Origin of the sequence: Exiguobacterium flavidum (assembly GCF_003344535.1) — a bacterium.
Classification (GTDB): domain Bacteria; phylum Bacillota; class Bacilli; order Exiguobacteriales; family Exiguobacteriaceae; genus Exiguobacterium_A; species Exiguobacterium_A flavidum.
Window position 1 is genome coordinate 113,894 of sequence record NZ_QPKS01000009.1, and the last position, 22,368, is coordinate 136,261.

The 22,368-nt window shown below is 56.1% G+C and carries 20 protein-coding genes and 2 other annotated features; of the genes, 3 read left to right on the plus strand and 17 right to left on the minus strand.

Annotated elements, in window-relative coordinates:
- The first annotated feature begins 69 nt into the window (after window positions 1–69).
- Together DFG60_RS10150 and DFG60_RS10155 are read left to right on the plus strand one after the other, a co-directional pair.
- Window positions 70–2,037 carry a penicillin-binding transpeptidase domain-containing protein gene (locus DFG60_RS10150; protein ID WP_114571653.1) on the plus strand — a complete coding sequence of 656 codons (1,968 nt, stop codon included), beginning with the start codon at window positions 70–72 and terminating at the stop codon, window positions 2,035–2,037.
- Between the two features lie 4 nt (window positions 2,038–2,041).
- Window positions 2,042–2,497 carry a GNAT family N-acetyltransferase gene (locus tag DFG60_RS10155; RefSeq protein ID WP_157964525.1) on the plus strand — a complete coding sequence of 152 codons (456 nt, stop codon included), beginning with the start codon at window positions 2,042–2,044 and terminating at the stop codon, window positions 2,495–2,497.
- 49 nt (window positions 2,498–2,546) lie between these two features.
- Here the strand turns inward: DFG60_RS10155 and DFG60_RS10160 are convergent, their stop codons facing one another.
- The 16 genes from DFG60_RS10160 to DFG60_RS10235 form a co-directional block, all read right to left on the minus strand.
- Window positions 2,547–2,990 carry an Hsp20/alpha crystallin family protein gene (locus tag DFG60_RS10160; RefSeq protein ID WP_114571655.1) on the minus strand — a complete coding sequence of 148 codons (444 nt, stop codon included), beginning with the start codon at window positions 2,988–2,990 and terminating at the stop codon, window positions 2,547–2,549.
- A gap of 119 nt (window positions 2,991–3,109) precedes the next feature.
- Complete coding sequence (trpA, locus tag DFG60_RS10165) at window positions 3,110–3,889, minus strand: tryptophan synthase subunit alpha (protein WP_114571656.1); 780 nt, start codon at window positions 3,887–3,889, stop codon at window positions 3,110–3,112.
- The gene (gene trpB, locus DFG60_RS10170; protein ID WP_114571657.1) at window positions 3,886–5,079 is read right to left on the minus strand and encodes a tryptophan synthase subunit beta; all 1,194 of its coding nucleotides are present in this window, start codon (window positions 5,077–5,079) and stop codon (window positions 3,886–3,888) included. Before trpB ends, trpA begins: the two co-directional genes overlap by 4 nt.
- Window positions 5,080–5,081: 2 nt before the next feature.
- Complete coding sequence (locus tag DFG60_RS10175) at window positions 5,082–5,651, minus strand: phosphoribosylanthranilate isomerase (protein WP_114571658.1); 570 nt, start codon at window positions 5,649–5,651, stop codon at window positions 5,082–5,084.
- On the minus strand, window positions 5,648–6,412 hold the full coding sequence (gene trpC / locus DFG60_RS10180) for an indole-3-glycerol phosphate synthase TrpC (RefSeq protein ID WP_114571659.1): 765 nt from the start codon (window positions 6,410–6,412) through the stop codon (window positions 5,648–5,650). The genes DFG60_RS10175 and trpC overlap by 4 nt, the downstream gene beginning before the upstream one ends.
- Complete coding sequence (trpD, locus tag DFG60_RS10185; protein WP_114571660.1) at window positions 6,409–7,422, minus strand: anthranilate phosphoribosyltransferase; 1,014 nt, start codon at window positions 7,420–7,422, stop codon at window positions 6,409–6,411. The genes trpC and trpD overlap by 4 nt, the downstream gene beginning before the upstream one ends.
- A complete protein-coding gene (locus tag DFG60_RS10190; protein WP_114571661.1) occupies window positions 7,419–7,994 on the minus strand; it encodes an anthranilate synthase component II in 576 nt (191 codons plus the stop codon). Before DFG60_RS10190 ends, trpD begins: the two co-directional genes overlap by 4 nt.
- The gene (gene trpE, locus DFG60_RS10195) at window positions 7,991–9,376 is read right to left on the minus strand and encodes an anthranilate synthase component I (RefSeq protein ID WP_114571662.1); all 1,386 of its coding nucleotides are present in this window, start codon (window positions 9,374–9,376) and stop codon (window positions 7,991–7,993) included. Before trpE ends, DFG60_RS10190 begins: the two co-directional genes overlap by 4 nt.
- Window positions 9,377–9,427: 51 nt before the next feature.
- Window positions 9,428–9,671 (minus strand) — a binding site (T-box leader).
- Window positions 9,672–9,720: 49 nt separating this feature from the next.
- Window positions 9,721–9,955, minus strand: a binding site (T-box leader).
- Window positions 9,956–10,033: 78 nt separating this feature from the next.
- Window positions 10,034–11,302 (minus strand): dihydrolipoamide acetyltransferase family protein, encoded by a 1,269-nt coding sequence (locus DFG60_RS10200; RefSeq protein WP_114571663.1) that lies wholly within the window; start codon window positions 11,300–11,302, stop codon window positions 10,034–10,036.
- Window positions 11,303–11,314: 12 nt separating this feature from the next.
- On the minus strand, window positions 11,315–12,298 hold the full coding sequence (locus DFG60_RS10205) for an alpha-ketoacid dehydrogenase subunit beta (protein WP_114571664.1): 984 nt from the start codon (window positions 12,296–12,298) through the stop codon (window positions 11,315–11,317).
- Complete coding sequence (locus DFG60_RS10210) at window positions 12,295–13,308, minus strand: thiamine pyrophosphate-dependent dehydrogenase E1 component subunit alpha (protein ID WP_114571665.1); 1,014 nt, start codon at window positions 13,306–13,308, stop codon at window positions 12,295–12,297. Before DFG60_RS10210 ends, DFG60_RS10205 begins: the two co-directional genes overlap by 4 nt.
- A gap of 17 nt (window positions 13,309–13,325) precedes the next feature.
- A complete protein-coding gene (gene lpdA / locus DFG60_RS10215; RefSeq protein WP_114571666.1) occupies window positions 13,326–14,747 on the minus strand; it encodes a dihydrolipoyl dehydrogenase in 1,422 nt (473 codons plus the stop codon).
- Window positions 14,717–15,820: a butyrate kinase gene (gene buk / locus DFG60_RS10220; protein ID WP_114571667.1), complete on the minus strand. Its 1,104-nt coding sequence runs from the start codon at window positions 15,818–15,820 to the stop codon at window positions 14,717–14,719. Before buk ends, lpdA begins: the two co-directional genes overlap by 31 nt.
- 12 nt (window positions 15,821–15,832) lie before the next feature.
- Window positions 15,833–16,957 (minus strand): Glu/Leu/Phe/Val family dehydrogenase, encoded by a 1,125-nt coding sequence (locus DFG60_RS10225; protein ID WP_114571668.1) that lies wholly within the window; start codon window positions 16,955–16,957, stop codon window positions 15,833–15,835.
- A gap of 13 nt (window positions 16,958–16,970) precedes the next feature.
- Window positions 16,971–17,891 (minus strand): phosphate butyryltransferase, encoded by a 921-nt coding sequence (gene yqiS, locus DFG60_RS10230; RefSeq protein ID WP_114571669.1) that lies wholly within the window; start codon window positions 17,889–17,891, stop codon window positions 16,971–16,973.
- Between the two features lie 135 nt (window positions 17,892–18,026).
- Window positions 18,027–19,679: a sigma-54 interaction domain-containing protein gene (locus tag DFG60_RS10235; protein ID WP_114571670.1), complete on the minus strand. Its 1,653-nt coding sequence runs from the start codon at window positions 19,677–19,679 to the stop codon at window positions 18,027–18,029.
- Window positions 19,680–19,805: 126 nt separating this feature from the next.
- On the opposite strand from DFG60_RS10235, the gene DFG60_RS10240 reads away from it, so the two are divergent.
- Window positions 19,806–20,060, plus strand: coding sequence for a DUF2627 family protein (locus tag DFG60_RS10240; RefSeq protein WP_114571671.1), 255 nt, complete (start codon window positions 19,806–19,808; stop codon window positions 20,058–20,060).
- A gap of 686 nt (window positions 20,061–20,746) precedes the next feature.
- Here the strand turns inward: DFG60_RS10240 and DFG60_RS10245 are convergent.
- Window positions 20,747–22,299 (minus strand): IS3 family transposase gene (locus DFG60_RS10245; RefSeq protein ID WP_232818602.1). Its coding sequence is split into 2 segments (ribosomal slippage): window positions 20,747–21,663 and window positions 21,663–22,299, totalling 1,554 coding nucleotides; the frame shifts between segments, so codons are not numbered across the junction.
- Between the last annotated feature and the right edge of the window lie 69 nt (window positions 22,300–22,368).

The window sequence follows — 22,368 nt, forward strand, 5'->3', positions numbered from 1 at the left end:
TGCATTATGCATCATTTTGCGTGCATCGTTCAGACAAGAGTGGTACGGTGTACAAAAAGGAGGGATTGGATGCATTTTTCCAGATTAGTGTTCGCTAGTTCCCTGCTCATACTCGGTGGATGTAGCGTTGCTCCGACGCCAGAAGAGCGGCTCGACGACTATATCGCCCTTTGGCAAAATGAGAAGTTCAGCCAGATGTATAAGGAATTCGTCTCGCAGGAGACGATTGATGCTTACGGTAAGGATGGGATGGTGACACGTTCCGAAAAGCTCTTCAGTGACCTTGAAATCGATGATATCGATGTCACGAGGCGTGGTGAAATCACGGAAAAAGACGGAACAGCGACGGCACAGGTCAATGTCAAGTTCAAGACGATTGCCGGACCCGTTTCCTTCAAGCAGGAGGTCCGCCTCGTCGAGGAGGAAAAATCGGGTGAAGAGAACTGGTACGTCGACTGGAATCCGTCGCACCTCTTCGAAAAACTTGAGGCAGATGATAAAGTGCAGCTCTCGTTCTCCCCTGCGGCGCGTGGAGAGATCACGGACCGTAACGGGAATAAGCTTGCAGCGCCGGGTCGAGGTTACGAGGTCGGACTGGTCGCCGGAGCAAAAGCAGAGCTGATCGCGTCCGTCGCGAAGGACCTTGGCATTTCGACCGACGCGGCCGTGAGTGCACTGGAAGCCGATTGGGTACAGGACGGCCAGTTCGTCCCGCTAAAGACGTTGCCACCCGCTAAAAAATCGCTCGCCGAAAGACTCGAGAAGAAAGGCGCCGTCGTCAAGGAGACGGCTGTCCGCGACTACCCTTACGGAAAGTCCCTCTCCCACCTGATCGGCTACACCGGTGCCGTGACGGCAGAGGATCTTGAGAAGAACAAAGACTACAGATCGAATGACACGATCGGCAAACGCGGACTCGAGCAGGTGCTCGATGAGCGCTTGCGCGGCGAATCAGGTGTTTCCATCGTGATCAACAAGAAGGATGCGGACGCAGTGACCGTCGCCGAGACGTCAGCGAAGGAAGGCGAATCCATCGCGTTGACGATCGACGCCGAATTGCAGAAGAGAACATATGCCGAGATGAAGGAAGATCCGGGTGCCGCAGCAGCCGTCGATCCATCTACCGGTGAGACGCTCGCGCTCGTCAGCTCACCCGGCTTCGATCCGTCCGTCTTCACCGGAGGCGTCTCGCGCAAGCAACTCGGCCAGCTCGAGACGGATCCGGACAAACCCTTGCTCAATCGTTTCAGCAGCGCTTTCGCTCCGGGTTCGACACAAAAGCCATTGACTGCCGCGATCGGTCTGACCGCAAGCAAGCTCGATCGCGAAAAGGCGTATGACATCGACGGTCTGAAATGGAAGAAGGACGGATTCACCGTGACGCGTATCCACGAGACACCGGACCCGGTCAATCTGCGGAACGCGCTCGTCTTCTCCGATAACATCTACTTCGCGAGGGCTGCCCTTGAAATCGGGAAGGACGACTTCGTCGACGGACTCGGATCGTTCGGCTATGGTGAGAAGCTGCCCTATGTTTATCCGCTGCGTCCTTCCCAAGTATCGAATGACGGGAAAATCAACACGGAAGGGCAACTGATGGACACGTCGTACGGACAGGGACAGATGCTGACGAACATCCTGCACCTCGCCTCGATGTATGAGGTGTTCCTGAATGACGGAACGATCTATCGACCGACGCTCCTTCTCGACGAGGAGAAGGGACGTATCTATAAGGAAGGACTGCTGTCAAAAGCCGATGCTACGTTGCTGCGCCAAGACCTGCGCGCCGTCGTCACGGACGGCTATGATCTCCCTGCTGACATCGAGGAGGTCGACGTCTCCGGCAAGACCGGCACGGCGGAACTGAAAACGAGTGCCGAAGAAAAAGGACAAGAGAACGGCTTCTTCGTCGGTTATGACGACGAGAATCCGAAGCTTTTGATCGCGATGATGATCGAGAGCGTCAACGAAGGCGAGCGGGGCAGTCCGTATGTATCGGGACTCGTCGCGAACGTGCTCGCTTCACAGAAGGAGTGATTGGATGATAGTTCGGATGATGGTCTCAAGCGACACCCCGGCACTCGACAGGCTCGCGGAGGCGACTTTTTTGCATCACCAGAAGTTGCTCCCGGAAGAGTTCGATTCATCCGCCCCGCCTCCCGACAGCGCAGACTGGATGTCATCGAACGTCATATGCCTCGTCGCTGAATCCGAAGGCGTCATCAACGGCTATTTGAAAGCGAAAGCCGTCGACGCCGGAAAGAATCGCTTGTTCCGCAAGAAGCTCATTTTGATGATCGATGACCTCGGTGTCTCTCCGGACGCCCGACGTGAAGGAACGGGCACAATTTTGCTCGAGGCGGCTGAAATGTATGCCAAGGAACATGGATTTGCCGAAGTCCGCTTGAGCGTCTGGACCGACAACAGCGGTGCAATTCGATTTTACGCCGCAAACGGCTATCAGCCGCTCCGGACGACTTTACGAAAATCACTTTAGACAAAGAGAAGGGAAGAAAGGCATGCCGCCTCTCTTCCCTTCTTCGTATTCACTTGATTTCAATCCGTTTATTCTTGATCGCCCCTTCAGACTTAGGAAGCTTGATATGCAAGAGACCGTTCTCGAGCTTCGCCTCAATCAAGTCCTCGTTGACATCCTCGAGATAGAGGCTTCGCTCCATCGAGGAGAGCTTCCGTTCCCGGTGGAGGTAGTTGCCCTTCTCCTCCTTCGTCTCTTCCTCATGCTTCGCCTTGATCAGAAGCTGCCCTTCCTTATACTCGAGTTGGATATCCTCCTTATTCATGCCGGGGAGTTCTGCATCGACGACATATTCCTTCTCGTTATCGATGACATCGAGCTTGAACGAGTCGTGCTTCAGATTGCGTGGCCAGAAGTCTTTCTCGAACAAGTCATCCATCCAGTCAGAGAATTTCATGACCTCATTGCCTTTCTGCTTCTCCCCATCGCGATGGGACGGTGTCAATCCTGCCATTTCCGACTCCTCCTTCAGCGTAAGCACCTTCTCTACACTAAAATTGTAAGTCTGGAATCAATTCGTTTCAATAGTTTTTTTACAACTATTTGACATTCATTTATAACATCATCACCCTCCTAATTCACGGTCGTCGCTTTGCGTGCTGCGACCAGAAGTTCGATTTCCGCCCGTCGCCCCTCTTCGAGCAACTCGACGATCTTGCTACCGACGATCACTCCGGAAACGTGTCTGCTTACCTCCCGGACATGGTCAGGCGTCGAAATCCCAAATCCGGCAAGAACCGGGACAGGACTGAACGCCTCGATCGCTTTCAAATGTGCTTCAAGATCACCTGAGAACGTGTTCCTGCCGCCCGTCGTTCCGTTGACCGTCACCGCGTAGAGGAATCCTTCGCTCGACTGTGCGATTTGTTCGAGCCGCTCGCGCGGGCTCGTCAGGCTTGCGAGCTGGATCAATGCGACGCCACGCCGGTCGGCACCGTCGAAGAGGATGCGCCCTTGCTCAAGCGGAAGATCGGGAATGATCAGCCCGTCGACGCCTGCTGAAGCACACGCGTCAAAGAAGTGATCGACGCCGAGTTGCAGGACAGGATTCAAGTAGGTCATCAAGATGAGCGGAATGTGGACGTCTTGACGAATCCGCTCGATTTGAGCAAGCAAGCCCTCGAGTGTCGTCCCTTCGGCAAGCGCACGCTGGCCCGCCTTCTGGATGACGGGTCCGTCTGCGACGGGGTCTGAGAACGGGACGCCGATCTCGATCGCAGTGGCTCCAGCCTCTTCCAGAAAGGTGAGGATTCCGCCGAGTTTGTCCAGTCCGCCGTCTCCTCCCATGATGTAAGGTATGAACGCTTTTTCACCTCTATCAGTCACAGTGCGAATCGCTTGTTCAAGTCTCATCCTTTCTCCTCCATTCTGTCCCGGACGGACGCGACATCCTTATCCCCTCGCCCTGAGAGGCAGATGACAACGATTTCGTCCTGATTCATCTTTCCTGCAAGTTCAGTCGCATACGCTATGGCGTGGGCCGATTCGAGTGCCGAAATGATTCCTTCCTTACGAGCCAGCATCTTGAACGCGGCGAGCGCCTCGTCGTCCGTCACGGCATGGTATCGTACCCGTTCGATGTCCTTGAGCAAACTATGCTCCGGGCCGACGCCCGGATAATCAAGACCTGCCGAGATGGAATGCGCCTCAAGGATTTGTCCGTTTGCGTCCTGCAGGACATGCATCATCGCCCCGTGCAACACCCCGACCTCACCTTTCGTCAACGTCGCGGCGTGCTTGTCCGTCTCGACTCCGCTGCCGGCCGCCTCGATACCGTACAGGGCGACCTCGTCGTCGAGGAAGGGATGGAACATGCCGATCGCGTTGCTCCCCCCGCCGACACAGGCGACGATCGCGTCCGGCAGACGTCCTTCCATATCAACGATTTGCCGGCGTGTCTCCTTGCCGATCACTGCCTGCAGATCCCGGACGATTTCCGGGAACGGATGCGGACCGAGCACACTTCCCATCAGGTAATGCGTGTCCTCGACGTTCGCGACCCAGTAGCGAAGCGCTTCGTTGACCGCATCCTTGAGCGTCCGGCTGCCTTGTGTGACCGGAACGACGGTCGCGCCGAGCAGCTCCATCCGGAATACGTTCAACTCCTGACGTTTGACGTCCTCCTCGCCCATGAAGATGACACATTCGAGCCCGAGCAGTGCGCAGACCGTCGCCGTCGCGACACCGTGCTGTCCTGCTCCAGTCTCAGCGACGACCTTTCGTTTGCCCATCTTTTCGGCGAGCAGTGCCTGTCCGACCGTGTTGTTGATCTTATGGGCACCGGTATGGTTCAGATCCTCCCGTTTGAGATAGATTTTCGCGCCACCGGCATGACGCGTCAACTGTTCCGCGAAATAGAGGGGGCTCTCGCGTCCGACATAGTTTTTCAACAGATCATCGAGCCGTTCACGGAACGCCTCATCCTCCTGCGCCTCCCGGTATGCTTGTTCGAGCTCGATCACGGCTTGCATCAGCGTCTCCGGTACGTATCTTCCGCCGTATTTCCCGTATTGTCCCAATCGATCTGGTTGTGCGTATGCCATCGTCATCTTCCTCTCACTGATTGAATGAATGCTTCCATCTTCTGCTCATCCTTCATCCCATTCGTCTCGATTCCGCTCGAGACGTCCACGCCGAACGGACTGTACCGCTCGATCGCCTGACTGACGTTTCCCGGTGTCAATCCTCCTGCAATGAAGGCCTGTTCCGTCCCAGTCAATTTCGTTTCCCAGTCGAACGTCGTGCCGCTTCCGGCGACAGCTGAATCGTAAAGCACAAGCTTCGCCCGGCTGCTCCTCACGTCTGATTCACTCCGCAGCGCCTCGATGACCGGGATGCCGAGCTCGAAAAGCGTCTCTTCGATTTTCCCGTGAAGCTGAATCAGGTCGAGACCGGCTTGATGAACGGCCTGCTCGACTTCCTTGCGTTCCGGTTCGACGAACACCCCGACGACCTTCACCTCCACCGGTACCAATCGCCTGAGCTCAGCTGCCTGCTCAAACGTGACGCGTCTCGTGCTTGGCGCGAAGACGAATCCGATATAATCGACTCCGAGCCCGACGGCTGCGAGGATGTCCTGCTCCCGCGTCAAACCGCAAAATTTGATCTTCGTCATGAGTGACCTCTGACGGCACGGATGAACGTGCCGGGATCACTCGCCCGCATCAGCGTCTCTCCGATCAGGATGGCGTCCGCCCCTGCCTCCTTTAGGCGAAACGCCACTTCGACTTCCTTGATTCCACTCTCACTGACGTAACGGATACCGGGCTTTCTCTGCTTGAGCAGACGTTCAGATGTCGCCAGGTCGATCGAGAACCGTTTCAGGTCGCGGTTGTTGATGCCGATGATCCGCGCCCCGGCCGACTCTGCGCGTCGCAGTTCCGCTTCGTCATGCACCTCGACGAGCACTTCGAGTCCGGAGACGGTCGCATAGTCGAACAGTTCACGGAGTGCCTTGTCGTCGAGGACAGCGACGATCAACAGGATCATGCTTGCTCCGTTTCGTCTCGCGAGGTCGATCTGCACACGGTCGATGATGAAATCCTTGCACAGAACCGGTATATCGACCGCCTCCGAGACGGCCCTCAGATCCTTCATCGAACCTTTGAAGTACGTCTCGTCGGTCAGGACCGAGATGACCGTCGCCCCGCCTTCCTCGTATCGTTTCGCCTGTTCGACCGGGTCGATATCAAGTTTTATCGCACCTTTCGAAGGAGACGCCCTCTTGATCTCCGCGATGACGGACAGTTCCTGTTCACCGAGCGCGTCATGAATCGTTTGCTTCGTTTTTCTTACTCCAGGTGATTCTTGCAGGTCCATCTTCAGCCGTTCGACTTCATCCCGTTTCGTCTCGATGATTCTCTCTAACGTGTTCATCCCGTCGCCTCCTTCGAATCATTCTGCAGTTGCTCGAGCTTACGCAACGCGTTGCCTGTGTCGATGCTTTCTGCCGACCGTCCCACTCCCTCTGCGATCGTCTTGACTGCGCCGTTTGCGAACAGCCCGATCCCGGCATTGAAAAGTACCGTATCCCGGTATGGTCCGCGTTCCCCATGAAGCACGTCGAGCAGGATTTCCGCATTCTGTAATGCGTCTCCTCCTTTGACAGCTTCGAGCGTAGCGCTCCGTAATCCGACTTCTTCCGGTCGGATCGAGAAACGTTTCATTTCGTCGCCTTCGAGCAGTACCAGCTGATTTTCTCCCGCAAGCGAAGCTTCGTCCATTCCGCATGCGCCGTGAAGGATGACTGCCCGTTCACGTCCGAGGCGGTGCAGGGCGAGCGCCATATGTTCAAGCAGATCCTCGCGATACACACCGAGCAGCTGTGTCCGTACAGCGACCGGATTCGTCAACGGGCCGACGAGATTGAAAATCGTCGGAACGCCGAGTTCGCGCCGGACTTGCTGGACCCGTCTCGTTCGCGGATGCAGATTCTGTGCGAACAGGAAGGCGAGCCCGTCGCGCTCCAGCTGCTCGATCAGCCTGTTCGCCGGTAAATCGAGCGGGACACCGAGCGCCTCGAGGACATCCGCGCTTCCCGACCGGCTCGAGACGCTGCGGTTCCCATGTTTCGCGACCCCTACCCCAGCTCCTGCAAGGACGAAGGCTGCCGTCGTGCTGACATTGAACGAGTGTGTTCCGTCGCCGCCCGTTCCGCAGTTATCCATGAAGTCGCCGCTGACCGGCAACGGGACGGCTGCTTCCCGTAAGGCGCCTGCGAGTCCCGCAAGCTCCTCCGGCGTCTCCCCCTTCGCCTTGAGTGCAGTCAGGAACGCCGCGATTTCCGTCATCTTACGTTCCTCAGTGAGCAGTTCGTGAGCTGCCTGCCGCATCTCTTCCTCCCGGAGCGAACGGCCGGATGTCAAAAGGTTGATGTAGTCCTTCATTTCATTTCCTCCTTCGTGATCGTGATGAATCGTTCAATCATTTTCAAACCATAGGGTGTGCCGATCGATTCCGGGTGGAACTGGATGCCGTATGTCGGATGGTTCACGTGTTCGAACGCCATCACGAGACCGTCCTTCGTCTCCGCCGTGACCTTGAGTGTTTCGGGAAGGGAGGTCCGTTCGACGATCAGCGAATGGTAGCGCATCACCTCTATTTGCTCAGGCAGGCTTTCGAGAAGACCACCGGCGTGACGAATCTCTGATGTCTTGCCGTGCATCACCGTCGGCGCATGGATGATGTTTCCGCCGAACGCCTGCCCGATTGCCTGATGTCCGAGACAGACACCGAGTATCGGCACGATTCCTGAAAAACGGCGGATCAGCGGCACGATATTCCCGGCATCCTCAGGCCTTCCCGGTCCGGGAGAGATTATGATCCCGTCCGGTGCCAGCGCTTCGATTTCCTGGACGGAACAGGAATCATTTCGGATGATTTCCACTTCATCGAAACTCGAGGCGTACTGATACAGGTTGTAGGTGAAGGAATCGTAGTTGTCGATCAATAGAATCATCTTCCCACCTCGAGCAGCGCTTTCGCCTTGTTCAGCGTCTCCTCATATTCGGCAGCAGGATCCGAGTCGTAGACGATGCCTGCCCCTGCTTGGACCGAAGCCCTTCCTCCCTTGATTACCATCGTCCGGATTGCAAGGGCGAAGTCGATGTCTCCCCGAACATCGAAGTAACCGACTGCCCCGGCATAGACTTCCCGTTTCAAGTGCTCATACCGATCGATCAGTTCCATCGCCCGGATTTTCGGCGCCCCAGACACTGTCCCGGCAGGCAGACAAGCGATCAACGCGTCCGCTCCCGTCATCCCTTCCCTCAGCTCCCCCTCGACGACCGAGACGAGGTGCATCACATGGCGAAACTTTTCGATCTCCATCTTTTTCGGAATGTGGATACTGCCAATCTCGCTGACCCGCCCCAGGTCGTTCCGCCCGAGATCGAGCAACATCAAGTGCTCCGCTCGTTCTTTCGGATCCGCTGCGAGTTCGGTCGCATACTCGGCGTCCCGCTGTTCATCCCGACCGCGCGGTCTCGTTCCGGCAATCGGATTCGTCGTCAAGCGTCTCCCGCGTACCGTGACGAGGCTCTCCGGCGAGGCACCGATGACCGTCACCTCTCCAAGGTCGATGTAGAAGAGATAGGGGCTCGGATTCGCTCTTCTCAGTTGACGATAGAAGTGGAACGCGTCTCCCTTGAACGTCGCGTCAAGTCGCTGCGACAGGACGAGCTGGAAAATCTCACCGTCCCGGATATCCTCCTTCACCTGCTCGACGAGTGACAAAAAATCGCTTTTCCGCGTCCGGTGTTCGTAGTGGAGCGACTCGATCGGCTGTTCCATCATCACCTCGACCGGTCTCAATATGTCCTCCTTCATCTCATCGAGGAAAGCCTTCATCTTCTGTGTATCCCGTTCACCCCCGATCGAGGAGTAGAGGAGGTGCACACGGTGCTCATGATGATCGTACAAGACGACCTTGTCGTAGACTGACAGCAGGGCGTCCGGCAACTGCCGGTCCGACTCCGGCGCCTCACCGATCTGTTCGTAGGCGCGGATCATGTCATAGCCGACGTAGCCGATTGCTCCACCGATGAAGGGGAGATCTGATTGCGGCGTGTGCCTGCGGACGAACGCTTCGATCAAACGGACCGGATCATTCCCTTCGAGCGTTTCGACCACCCCGTCCCGGTCCGCCGTCACGACCCCATCGTCCGCTTTGAGCGTACAGACCGGATCGAGACCGATGATCGAGTAGCGTCCTGTCGTCTTGTCCGAGCTCTCGAGCAGGCATTTCCGTTTTCCTCCCAGCCGGTTGTAGATGACGATCGGTGTCAGTTCATCCCCGTCGATCACCAACTGCTCGATCAGCAATTGTTCTGCGTGTTCCATCCTTCTCTCTCCCTTCAACAAAAAAGTCCTCCGTCCAGCATGATTGCCAGGACGGAGGACGATTGCTCGCGGTGCCACCTCTCGATTGGACGGCATAAACCGCCCCACTCATTCCGATGCATCGCAAAAGCGGGACATCGTATCCAGGTAACGGTGGAAGCCGTCAGCGCCTACTACTTTTCAACGCCGCTCTCATGAGTCCATTCACGGAGCCGCCGCCGTACCGAGGTCTCACCACTCCTCAGCTCTCTTTGACAGGGCATGCGCCGTTACTACTCTCATTCAACGATTTCTTATATTCGCTTGGACGACAAAAAGGTCTCCGCGCCCAATATGCGTTTCGCATAAAGGACGGGAGACCCGCGGTACCACCTTCATTGACTCGATTGAGAGTCCACTTGACCGGACCGGTTCGCACCTGATCCGCGCCCTAGATAACGGTAGGGAACCGCCAGAGCCTACTATCGTTTCGGTCTGGAGCTCAGAAGCCCATTCACCTGTTTCCCGATACTGATTCACACCACCCATCAGCTCTCTTGAATCGTTCCGCAAGCTACTCTTCTTCGTCGTCGCTTTGTCGTATTGTAATTGTCATCCATCTTATCGTGCTGGAAATCCAATGTCAATCGTTTTGTCGAAATTTTTCGTCAAGTACGTTCAGTAGAGCGAGACTTGGTTCGAATCGATCGATTCGAGCGATTGCTTGACCGTCTGAAGGAACTGCCCGGCGACGAGCCCGTCGAGGACGCGATGGTCGATCGACATGCACAGGTTGACCATGTCTCGCGCAGCAAACATCCCGTTGACCCAGACAGGCCGCTTGACGATCGATTCGACAGAGAGGATCGCTGCTTGCGGGAAGTTGAGGATCGGCGCGGATTGGATCGACCCGAACGAGCCCGTGTTGTTGACGGTGAACGTGCCCCCCTGCATGTCCTTCGACGTCAGGCGGCCGGCTTGCGCCCGCTTACCGTAGTCGTCGATGGTCCGGGCGAGACCCTTGATGCTGAGCTCATCCGCATTCTCGATGACAGGCACGAACAGCGCGTCCTGGGTCGCGACGGCAAGCGACAGGTTGATCGCCTTTTTCTGGATGATTTTATCCCCTGCCCACTGCGAGTTCATGATCGGATATTTCTTCAGTCCCTCGACGATCGCCTTCATGAAGAAAGGCAGGAACGTCAATTTGACGCCTTCCTGGTTATAGAACGCATCCTTGTGACGGTTGCGCGCCTCGACGAGGTTCGTCACGTCGACTTCGATCATCATCCAGGCATGAGGCGCCTCGTGCTTCGAGCGGACCATGTTCTGTGCGATCGCCTGACGGACACCCGCCGTCGGGATCTCGATGTCGCCTTGCTGCGTTTCGATTGCCGGGCTTTGAGGACGCGGTTCGTCTTTCGTCGTCACAGGAGCAGGAATGTTCTGTGCCGCGGCCTGCGACTTTTCTGCCGGCATCTCCTTCTCAGCCGGCACCCCGATCTCGATCGCGCGCAGGACATCCTTACGCGTGATGCGTCCGCCCGTACCTGTGCCGTCGAGGCGTTCGAGGTCGATCCCGTGTTCTGCCGAAAGTTTCAGAACGGCCGGAGAATAACGTTTCTTCATCGATTGATCCGGTACTTCGACGTGCGTCTCTTGTTTCGGTTCGATCGTCTCGGTCGCCGCGACTTCGATAGCTCCGCCTTCAACCTTGAGCGTGACGATCGCCTCCCCAACCGACAGCGTGTCGCCCTCCTCGGCAAGGAGAGATTCGATCACTCCGTCGAACGACGACGGCACTTCCGCCGTCACCTTGTCGGTGATGACTTCCGCGATCGGGTCATATTTCTTGACGGTATCGCCCGGCTTGACGAGCCATAGCGAGATCGTCCCTTCCGTTACGCTTTCGCCGAGCTGCGGCATCGTTAGCGTCTCTAGTTTCATGAAGAGTCCCCCTCAATACGCAGCGAGCGTGCGCAGCTTTTCTTCGATTTTCTCGCTCGACACCATGAAGAACTTCTCCATCGTCGGCGCATATGGCATGGATGGAACGTCCGGTCCGCAAAGTCGTTCGATCGGTGCATCGAGGTCGAACAACGCTTCTTCCGCGATGATCGCCGACACTTCGCTCATGACGCTTCCTTCCTTATTGTCTTCCGTGACGAGCAATACTTTCCCCGTCTTCTTCGCTGCTTCGACGACTGCGCTCTTATCGATCGGATAGACCGTACGAAGGTCGAGGACATGGACGCTGACACCTTCCTTCTCGAGCCGGCTTGCTGCATCAAGTGCCATCTGGACACAAAGCCCATACGTGATGACTGTGACATCTTCGCCTTCACGTTTGACGTCTGCCTTTCCGATTTCGACCGTGTAGTCGCCGTCCGGTACTTCTCCTTTGAGGAGGCGATACCCGCGCTTGTGTTCGAAGAATAGGACCGGGTCATTCGAACGGATTGCCGCCTTAAGCAGACCTTTCGCGTCGTATGGATTCGACGGGATGACGATCTTCAATCCCGGTGTCGAATTGAACATCGCCTCGACGGACTGGGAATGGTAAAGCGCTCCGTGGATTCCGCCGCCAAACGGCGCGCGGATGACGATCGGACACGTCCAGTCGTTGTTCGAGCGGTAGCGGATCTTTGCGGCCTCACTGACGATTTGGTTGACGGCCGGCATGATGAAGTCCGCGAATTGCATCTCTGCGATCGGTCGCATGCCGTACATGGCTGCCCCGATCCCGACGCCTGCGATCGCGCTCTCAGCGAGCGGCGCATCGATGACGCGGTCTTCACCGAACTGTTCGAGCAATCCTTGCGTGGCGCGGAAGACTCCTCCGCGTACCCCGACGTCCTCGCCGACGACGAAGACCGTGTCGTCGCGCTCCATCTCCTCGCGGATTGCACTGTTGATCGCTTCAATCAAACTGAGTGTCGTCATTTCACATCCCCCTCATCATACACATAGCGCAAAGTGTTCTCCGGTGCATCGTATGCTGCAGCCTCGGCATATGCGGTCGCTTCGTCGACTTCCTTCTCGAGCATGTCGCTGATTGCTTGTGCCTGCTCTTCCGTCATCACACCCATCGTGATCAACTTGTCACGGAAAAGCTTGACGCCGTCGCGTGCTTTGAGGGCTTCAAGCTCTTCAGCCGAACGATACGATTTGTCATCATCATCCGACGAGTGCGGCACGAGGCGCTCGACCTCGGCTTCGATCAACGTCGGACCTTCACCGCGCAGTCCGCGCTCGCGCGCTTCCTTGACTGCCGCGTAGACCGCGAGCGGATCCGTCCCGTCGATCGTCACGCCTGGCATACCGTAACCGATCGCGCGGTCCGAGACGTGTTTCGCTGACAGCTGCTTCGAGAGCGGGGTCGAGATGGCATATTTGTTGTTCTCACAGAACAGGATGACAGGGAGCTTATGGATGCCGGCAAAGTTCGCGCCTTCATGGAAGTCACCTTGGTTCGAGGATCCTTCGCCGAACGAGACGTACGCGACGAGCGGTTCCTTCTTCATCTTCGCAGCAAGCGCGATTCCGACTGCATGCGGTACCTGCGTCGTGACCGGACTCGATCCGGTGACGATGTTCAGCTTGCGCGACCCGTAATGTCCAGGCATCTGGCGCCCGCCAGAGTTCGGATCCTCCGCCTTCGCGAATGCTGACAGCATGATGTCTCGTGACGTCTGTCCGAAGTGAAGGACGACACCGAGATCCCGGTAATAGGGCAGGATGTAATCCGTTCCTTTCTCAAGCGCATATGCCGCACCGACTTGTGCCGCTTCTTGTCCCTGGCATGAGACGAGGAAGGGAATCTTCCCTGCGCGATTCAGTTTCCAGAGCCGTTCATCGATTTTCCGGGCACGCACCATCGTCTCGTACATCGTGATGGCATCTTGCTCCGTCAATCCGAGTTCGACGAGTTCCTTGAATTCGATCTTTTCCATCTTGTTGTCCTCCTTAATCATGCATGGATAGCCAGTCCGTCGACAGCAAGTGCCGCTTCGCCGAACGCCTCTGCGAGTGCCGGATGCGGGTGGACGAGCTGTCCTACCTCCCATGCCGTCGCGTTCAAGACGAGAGCGAGCCCGCCTTCACTGATCAGTTCCGTTGCTTTTGGTCCGACGATATGCACGCCAAGCAGGTCATCCGTCGCCTTATCCGAGATGAGCTTGATGAAGCCGTTCGCTTCCCCTTCGATTCGTGCTTTTCCGAGACCGTTGAAGTTGAACGTCCCGACTTTGACGTCGATGCCTGCCGCTTTCGCTTCGTCTTCCGTCAAACCGACCGATGCCGCTTCCGGGACGCTGTAGATGCAACGCGGGATGAACGGATAGTTGAGCGGGGTCGTCGTTCCATGAATGATTGCTTCGACTGCTTTCGCGCCTTCGGCTGACGCGACGTGCGCGAGCTGCAGACGTCCTATGACGTCACCGATCGCGAACATGTGGTTCTCCTTCGTCCGGAAGTCGTCATCGACTTGGATGAAGCCGTTCTCGACGACGACATTCGTGTTCTCGAGTCCGATCCCTTCGACGTTCGCAAGTCGCCCGATCGCGACGAGCAGCTTGTCTGACGCAAGCGTCTCGAGTTCACCGTTACGTTCGACGTCGATCGCAACTCCTGTCTCCGTGATTTTGAAGCTGTCGCTCTTAGCGCCTGCACTCGTCAGGACGCGGACGCCCCGCTTCTTGAGCTGACGCGCCACTTCCTTGCTGACCGCCTTATCTTCCGTCGGAAGCAGGCGATCGCCATATTCGACGACCGTGACGTCGACGCCGAAATCGACGAGCATAGATGCCCATTCGACTCCGATGACTCCCCCGCCGATGATCGTGATCGATTTCGGCAGTTCCGTCATATTGAGCGCCTCATCCGAGCTCAGAACGTATTCCGAATCGAACGACAGGCCGCTAAGCGGACGAGGGCGTGATCCGGTCGCGATGATCAACTGGCGCGGCAGGATCAGTTCGCCTTCCCCTTCTTCCGGCTCGACGCTGATCGTACCGGGCATCGGAGAGAAGATACTCGGCCCGAGGATCGATCCCCTGCCATGGAAGACATCTATCTTTCCTTTTTTCATCAAATGTTTGATTCCGGATTCGAGTCCGTCTATGATTTCCTGTTTACGCGCCTGTACCGCTTCGAAGCGCAAAAATGATTCTGGAACTTCCACCCCGTATGTAGCGGCATGCTTGACGGTCTGGAAGACAGCCGCCGACTTCAGCAATGCCTTGGACGGGATACAGCCACGGTGCAGACATGTTCCTCCGAGCTTCCCTTGTTCGACGATCGCGACGCTCTTGCCTCCTTGCGCCGCATGAATCGCCGCTACGTATCCGCCCGGTCCGCCGCCTAGAACGACGATGTCGTATTCTCTAGCCATCTCGTTTCGCCTCCATATTCTTTCGCCTCTTCCTCACCGCGCAGGACGCGGAGCACACCTTCAGACAATGCGCGCAGCTCATCCTCTCCAGGAATCCGGACGACGGATCCGAGGTAGCTGATGCGCTCCTCGATCATCTTCATCAACAGATCACTGTAGGCAAGCCCTCCGGTCAGGATGATGGCATCCACTTTTCCGGCGAGCACCGCTCCCTGAGCAGCGATCTCTTTCGCGATCCGGTATCCCATCGCTTGATAGAGGGATAGGGCCTGCTCATCACCCGCTTCGATGCGGCGTTCGATTTCGAGTGCGTCAAAGGTGCCGAGATGTGCGACGAGTCCGCCGCCACCGACGATTTTGTGCTTCATCTCGCCAACTTTATACTTGGTACTATAACATAGTTCTACTAGTTGACCAACAGGCAGACTGCCTGCCCGTTCCGGCGAAAACGGACCTTCCCCGTCAAGTCCGTTATTGACGTCTACCACTTTTCCCCCGATGTGGGCTCCGACCGTGATGCCGCCTCCCATGTGCGCGACGATCAGACGTAGCTCCTCATACGGCACCCCGGTCTCTTTTGCGTATCTCTTTGAGACCGCCTTCTGATTCAAGGCATGGAAGATGCTCTTCCGCTCAATTTCCGGCATACCGGTCAGACGGGCGACAGGCGCGAGTTCGTCGACGACGACAGGATCGACGATATACGCCTTCGCACCGATAGCAGCACCGATCTCACTCGCGATCAATCCGCCCATGTTCGAAGCGTGCATGCCGAATGTCCCTTCAAGCAGATCCTTTTTCATCGTCTCGTTGACTTCGTACGTGCCGCTGACGAGCGGCTTCAGGAGACCGCCGCGCCCTACGACCGCGGTAAGCGCTTTCAATTCGACGCCTTCTTCTTCGAGAAGCGCGAGGACGACCCCGCGTCGCATCTCCAGCTGCTTCGGAAGCGGTCCGGTGACCGCTTCCGCTGGATGGCGCAACGTCTTCGTAAATACTTGATTCTCCCCTTCGAACAACCCGACTTTCGTCGATGTCGATCCAGGATTGATCGCAAGAATCCGTTCGCTCATGGTTTCCTCCCCTTATCCGCGTGATCCGAGGATGTTTTTGTCACGGCGCAGGAACTGGCTGCGCGCGCTGCGCATCGTCGCGATACGCTCCTCAGCCATCTTCTCTGCTGCGCGGTAGGTCGGCAGGTGGTCGCGTTTCGCAATCTCGAATACCTTCTCGACTGCGTCGTATACCATCTCGACCTTCTTCATCGCCCGTTCACGATTGTATCCGTCGAGCTCGTCTGCGACGTTGATGACGCCTCCAGCGTTGATGACGAAGTCTGGTGCGTAGAGGATGCCGCGCTCTTCAAGCAGGTCTCCGTGACGGTCTTCCTTCAGCTGGTTGTTCGCAGCTCCGGCAATGACTTTCACTTTGAGTTGCGGGATCGTTTCGTCGTTCAACGTCGCACCGAGTGCGCATGGCGCGAAGATGTCCGCTTCGACCGCGTAGATGTCTTCCGGAGCGACGACGAGTGCACCGAATGCCTCCTCCGCACGGCGGAGCGCATCCTGGTTGATGTCCGTGACGACTAGGCGTGCACCTTCTTCATGTAGGTGGCGGCAAAGGTTGAAAGCGACGTTCCCGACGCCCTGAATCGCGACAGTCTTGCCGGCGAGCGAATCCGTTCCGAATGCTTCCTTCGCAGCAGCCTTCATTCCGCGGTATACGCCGTATGCAGTGACCGGAGACGGGTTTCCGCTCGATCCGAAAGCCGGGCTGACGCCTGTGACGAAGTCCGTTTCCATGTGGATGTAGTCCATATCGGCGACCGTCGTGTTGACGTCTTCCGCCGTGATGTAGCGACCGTTCAACGATTGGACGTAGCGGCCGAATGCACGGAACAGGGCTTCTGACTTCTGCGTCTTCGCGTCTCCGATGATGACCGCCTTGCCACCGCCAAGATTGAGACCTGCAGCCGCATTCTTGTACGTCATGCCCTTCGCGAGTCGGAGAGCGTCGATCAACGCCTCTTCGTCCGACGCGTAGTTCCACATGCGGAGTCCGCCAAGAGCCGGTCCGAGCGTCGTGTCGTGGATGGCGATGATCGCCTTGAGACCTGATACTTTATCATGGCAGAATACGACTTGCTCGTAGTCCTCCATCTCCATCGTCTCGAAAATGCTGAACCGTGATTCTACGTTTGTTTCGACCATTTGAGATTCCTCCTCAAGTATGTTGCTTCATTGTTTTTTTAGATTGTGCGTTGAGCAACGCGAATGCGAGCGAATAAAGTTTCGCTTCTGCCGTGTCCGCCCGGCTCGTCAATACGACCGGTGCCTTCGCTCCTATCAGGATCGCCGCGACTGAAGCGTGTGCGAAGTACATCAGCGACTTGTAGATGACGTTCCCGACCTCGATTTGCGGCACGACGAGCAGGTCAGCCTGCCCCGCGACTTCCCCAGTAAGTCCCTTTTGTTCCGCGGCTGCAAGATTGACCGCGTTGTCGAGTGCGAGCGGCCCGTCGACGATGCAGTCTTTGATCTGCCCCCGTCGGTTCATCTGCGTCAACAATGCCGCATCGACAGTCGCCTGCATCGTCGGATTGACGACCTCCACTGCAGCGAGGATGGCGACTTTCGGCATCTCGTAACCGATGGCGCGAAGAGCTGAAACCCCATTCCCAATGATGTGGACCTTGTCTTCGAGCGTCGGCGAGATATGGATCGCCGCGTCGGTCAGTCCGATGGCCCGGTCCCTTCCCGGCACCTCGAACAACGCGACGTGAGATAGGACGTCCCCCGAACGCAATCCTGTCTCCTTGTTCAATACGGCCTTCATGAATGTCGCGGTCGGAACTATACCCTTCATCAGGACGTCCGCCTCCCCTTTTCGCACCGCGAAAGCCGCGCGGTCCGCTGCTTCCTTTGCCGAGGATGTATGTGTGACTACGAGCCGACCCGTGTCAAGTTCAAGTGACGACGCCATTTTCTGTATACGCGTCGCGTCCCCGAACAAGTGGAACTTCGCTAAATCATGTTTTAATGCCAGTGATACGGCCTCCATCACTTCCTGATCGTCCGCAGCGGCGATCGCGACGGTCGCGTCCTTGAGTGCCGAAGCCTCTTTTAACATATGTTCGAACTTCAAACCAGTCCCCCCTTGTGTGGCAATCAATTCACTTACTAGCAATTTTCATGCCAAAGAAAGAAGCTGTCACTGTAAGCGTTTTCCCCATCATACCTTGCAACTATTTTCATGCCATGCAATATTATGCATGCAATATTATGCAAGGTCAAATCGCTCAAGTTTATAATAAAGTGCCCGGAGCGAGATTCCAAGTTGCCGTGCCACTTCCGTCTTGTTTCCTGAAAAGGCATTCAACGCCGAAAGCAGGACGGTTTTTTCATATTCCGCCATCGATTTCGCAAGCGGTTTGATCTCTTTTTCAAGTTCCACAGACCTCATATTAGTACCAGGTCTAACTAATTGGAGGTGACCTTTCCGTAATATGTCCTCTGATTTATCCGTAAAGATGAGGGCGCGTCCGAGCACGTTTTCAAGTTCCCTGACGTTCCCCTTCCATTCCTGAGCTTTTATCGCCTCGAGTGCATCCTGAGCGACGGTTTGGATCGAGCGTCCGTAACTTTGGTTCAGCTTGCGAAGAAGGTGTGTCACGAGCGGTTCGATGTCATCCGGACGTTCCCGTAAGGCCGGTATATGGATCGGTAATCGGTTGATCCGGTAGTAGAGGTCCTCCCTGAACTCTGACTTCGCTATCTTGTCCTCGAGGTTCGCGTTCGTCGCGGCGATGACCCTGACATCGACTGGGATCGACTTCGTCCCACCGACCCGTACGACTTCGTTCTCTTGCAGGACCCGCAGTAATTTCGCCTGGACGTCGAGCGGCAATTCCCCGATTTCGTCAAGGAACAGCGATCCCTCGTTCGCCTCCTCGAAATATCCTCGTTTGCCGCCTCTCCGGGCACCTGAGAACGCCCCTTCTTCATAACCGAACAACTCGCTCTCGAGCAGTGTCGGCGCAATCGCCGCGCAGTTCACACGGATGAAGGGGCGGTATCTCCGTTCACTCGCAGTATGGATGGCATGCGCGAACAGTTCCTTTCCGGTACCGGATTCACCGCGGATCAGTACATTGACCGGCATCGTCGCCGCGAGCTTCGCCTGGTCGATGACGTAGCGCATCGCGTCACTTACCGCGATGATGTCGTCGAACGTATACTTCGCCTCGAGCGTCCGGATCTTTTGGCGCGCCGCTTGAAGTTCGCGTGTCAGGGCCTGCATCTCGGAGATGTCCCTGATCACACCGACGGATCCTCGGACGAAGCCGTCGACGATGACCGGTGCTGCGTTGACGATGATATCGCGTTTCTCTTGCCCGATTTTCATCCGGACGTCACGGACGTTTTCTCCGCTCGACAATACACGCAGATGGACGGACTCCTGCATCCCGATGTCCGCAGTCGCCGGCTTCCCAACCACGTCCTTCTCCGTGAATCCCGTCATCCGAGTATACGCCGGATTGATCAACATCGTCTGACCGTCCTGGTCCGCTACAGAGATCGCCTCACTCGTGCAGTGGATGATCGCTTCAAGCATGCGCTCCTTCTCCGTCAACCGTTCAAGCAGGACGCGGACGAACTCCCCCGGCAAGACCGCTGCGTCAGGAAAAGCATGTTGAAGTTCGGCGAAGACGAATGATTCCCCTGTCGCATCGATGATGAAGTCGACGCCTCTTCCGATGAACGGCGTCCATGTCGTCGACACTTCTATATCTGCTCGGCGGGCAAGTTTCATGCCCGGTGCATCCTCCCGCTGGTCGACGACCCCGATGACTGTCAGGAGCGGTGAACGCTGGAAGGCATGAAGCACTTCCGTCCCTCCCTTACCTGCTCCGACGACTAAAAGATGATGCATGTCGCGTTCCCCCCTTTTTGTAACTGCTTACAATTTCATCGTACCCGTTCCCTCCTATGACGGCAAACGTATTCGCCACGGGGGATGGATTTTGATACAATACGTTATGGAAAGGGGCAGTCGAATATGCGAATTATCGGTCTACTTACGTTATTGATCCCTGGCATCATCGGAGCAATCGGGATCAAACTGATGCGCGACAGCGTCTTCCTGATCGTAAAACCGCCGTTCAGTCTCCTTGGGGATGCTGCCTGGGTCTTCGTCCTGCAGGGTGCTGTCGGATTGATACTTGCGATGGGAGGGATCGGTTTCGTCGCCGGTTATGTCTTTTATCGAGACCGCAAAAGAGGCAAGGTTGCGGATCGTTATCAAAAAAAATGACACAGAAAAAGGTCCCCATCTCTTGAACTCATTTCAAGCGCGGGACCTTTTACGTGTATAAAGTTGTTTTCACCTGCGGATGAACCCCTCTCAGTTTTTCTCATGTGCTTATACTTCTGTCGCTCAGGTTGCCTCTTAATGAAGAGGTTGAAAGAAATCAGATTTGGCTACCGTGCGATCGGTAGAATGCGTTCCTGCTCCAACATCTGAAGTACTTGGACCTAGCCGAAGTTTTGTGTCATCCGCGTCTTGCTACGCAAATGCTTTTGGTTGTCAACAGTCAATGCTCGACAACACTCCTTTTAACGAACTAGATTTTGTTGCCGGACGTATTCATATCCAACTCGTCCCTAGCTTCGAACGGATGGATTCTCGTGATTCCTCGCAATATCGCATCGGAAGGAGTACGAGTGCCCTGGAACATAGAACACGTTCCAAGAGGATGACGTCCTCATCCTTGAGCCGTTCACAGGCGGCGAACCTGAGATGACTTCGCGATTCAGTGTTTCCGGATCACTTCTTCGCTCGACGTTCATCTGACGTCTTTCCAAATTATTTGGTACCTTTATTATACCAAACATTTCAGTTTATGCAACAATTATTTGTTAGCGCTTACACGAAAAAAAGCTCCCTCCCCGTGGTGAACAGCTCCCTGTCAAGTAGACAGTCGTAAAAATGAAAACCCTTTAAACGGCCTCAGCCCTGTACTCCAACGGGCTGAGGCCGTTTAATCGTTGCTGGTATCGTTCGTGATTGTAGAACTCGATGTATTGTTCGATCGAATGACGAAGCTCGTCGAACGTCTCGTACTTATGCAGATAGTACCTCTCGCATTTGAGGGCGCTCCAGAACGACTCGATCGGTCCGTTGTCGATGCACTTCCCGACGCGGGACATGCTCTGTGTGATTCCCGCTTTTCCTGTCATGTAGCGGAACGCATGGGACGTGTACTGGAAGCCGCGGTCGCTATGGAGGAGGGGACGGGCTCCGGGGGAGCCCGCGATGGCGATGTCGAGCGTATCGAAGACCAGCTGGTTGTTGTTCGCGTGCCCGATCACGTAGGAGCGGATCGACCCGTCGTACAGGTCGAGGATCGCGCTCAGATAGGCCTTCTTCGAAGCCCCATACTTGAACTCCGTGACGTCAGTCACCCACTTCTGGTCCGGGGCGTCCGCACGGAAATCCCGGTTCAGAAGGTTCTCAGCTGTCTGCTGCGCAGGATGCCGAATATACTGCGCCCGCTTCCGACGGATCACGCAGCGAAGCCCTGCGATGCGCATCAGCCGGCGTACACGCTTGTGGTTGACGTTTCTGCCGAAACGACGCTTCAGGTTCAAACGCATCCGACGATAGCCGTAGGTACCGTCGACCGCTTCATGGATCGTCCGCATCTCCTCGACGATGGCTTTGTTCTCCACCTCGCGAGCCGAAGGCACACACCTCATCCATTTATAATAGGCGGCGCGCGAGACACCCGCGATGTCGCATAGACGATTGATCGACAAACAGGTCTTACCTGTGAATTTCCGGATCGCCTCGTACTTGTCCATGTTTCGGACTTGGCTCAGTTTCGCCTCCTCTCGATTTCCTCTAACTTTTTTAGGAACATGATCTCCGCGCGGAGACGTTCGTTTTCAAGCTCGAGTCGCTTCTTCTCGATGGCGTGGCGTTCCTCCGCCGTCAATTCCTCATCCATCCTCGTGCGTCCCCGCCGGTCCATCAAGCCGTCTGGTCCGTCTTTCTCGTACTTCCGGACCCAGCTATAGATTTGTTGATACGAGACCCGATGGGTCTCTGCCGTCCCATGGTAGTCCTTTCCTCTCCCGATGCAGTCGAGCACCGCTTCGATCCGTTCCTCGAACGTCGTCTGTCTTCCCTTGGTCATAGAGGTTCGCCTCTTTCTCTCATTGATTTCTCTATGACCATTATATTGCGTTATCCAGTTCTTCAACACGCTCTTGCCGGAGATACCATACTTTTTTGTCGCGCTCCGAATGGATTCACGACCTTCCAGGACGTCGCGTACGGCTCGATGTTTCAGCTCTGTCGTGTAGCCCGTCCATTTTTTGCGGGGTTCGAGCGCCGTAAGGCCGCCGTTTCGGTATACGCTTCTCCATTCTTTGAGTGTGTCTAGCGAGATTCCGAACTGCGACGCGATCGCGGCCATGCTTCCAGTTCCTTCTTCATATGCTCGGATGGCTCTCATCTTTTCTAGCGCGGTATGCCGTTTTTTAGACATAGGAAAAGCTCCCTTCATAAGCAGACAGTTTTATTGTTTCAACTGTTTACTTATGAGGGAGCTTATCAT

Coding starts and splice junctions, on each gene's coding strand:
- DFG60_RS10155 (WP_157964525.1), top strand. CDS start 2,042: ATGATAGTTCGGATGATGGTCTCAAGCGACACCCCGGCACTCGACAGG.
- DFG60_RS10235 (WP_114571670.1), bottom strand. CDS start 19,679: ATGCATCATCTTTTAGTCGTCGGAGCAGGTAAGGGAGGGACGGAAGTG.
- trpD (WP_114571660.1), bottom strand. CDS start 7,422: ATGAAGGACTACATCAACCTTTTGACATCCGGCCGTTCGCTCCGGGAG.
- trpC (WP_114571659.1), bottom strand. CDS start 6,412: ATGAACACGTTAGAGAGAATCATCGAGACGAAACGGGATGAAGTCGAA.
- DFG60_RS10205 (WP_114571664.1), bottom strand. CDS start 12,298: ATGACGACACTCAGTTTGATTGAAGCGATCAACAGTGCAATCCGCGAG.
- DFG60_RS10150 (WP_114571653.1), top strand. CDS start 70: ATGCATTTTTCCAGATTAGTGTTCGCTAGTTCCCTGCTCATACTCGGT.
- DFG60_RS10200 (WP_114571663.1), bottom strand. CDS start 11,302: ATGAAACTAGAGACGCTAACGATGCCGCAGCTCGGCGAAAGCGTAACG.
- DFG60_RS10175 (WP_114571658.1), bottom strand. CDS start 5,651: ATGACGAAGATCAAATTTTGCGGTTTGACGCGGGAGCAGGACATCCTC.
- DFG60_RS10190 (WP_114571661.1), bottom strand. CDS start 7,994: ATGATTCTATTGATCGACAACTACGATTCCTTCACCTACAACCTGTAT.
- lpdA (WP_114571666.1), bottom strand. CDS start 14,747: ATGGCTAGAGAATACGACATCGTCGTTCTAGGCGGCGGACCGGGCGGA.
- DFG60_RS10225 (WP_114571668.1), bottom strand. CDS start 16,957: ATGGTCGAAACAAACGTAGAATCACGGTTCAGCATTTTCGAGACGATG.
- trpE (WP_114571662.1), bottom strand. CDS start 9,376: ATGGAACACGCAGAACAATTGCTGATCGAGCAGTTGGTGATCGACGGG.
- DFG60_RS10240 (WP_114571671.1), top strand. CDS start 19,806: ATGCGAATTATCGGTCTACTTACGTTATTGATCCCTGGCATCATCGGA.
- trpB (WP_114571657.1), bottom strand. CDS start 5,079: ATGGCATACGCACAACCAGATCGATTGGGACAATACGGGAAATACGGC.
- DFG60_RS10210 (WP_114571665.1), bottom strand. CDS start 13,308: ATGGAAAAGATCGAATTCAAGGAACTCGTCGAACTCGGATTGACGGAG.
- trpA (WP_114571656.1), bottom strand. CDS start 3,889: ATGAGACTTGAACAAGCGATTCGCACTGTGACTGATAGAGGTGAAAAA.
- DFG60_RS10160 (WP_114571655.1), bottom strand. CDS start 2,990: ATGGCAGGATTGACACCGTCCCATCGCGATGGGGAGAAGCAGAAAGGC.
- buk (WP_114571667.1), bottom strand. CDS start 15,820: ATGAGCGAACGGATTCTTGCGATCAATCCTGGATCGACATCGACGAAA.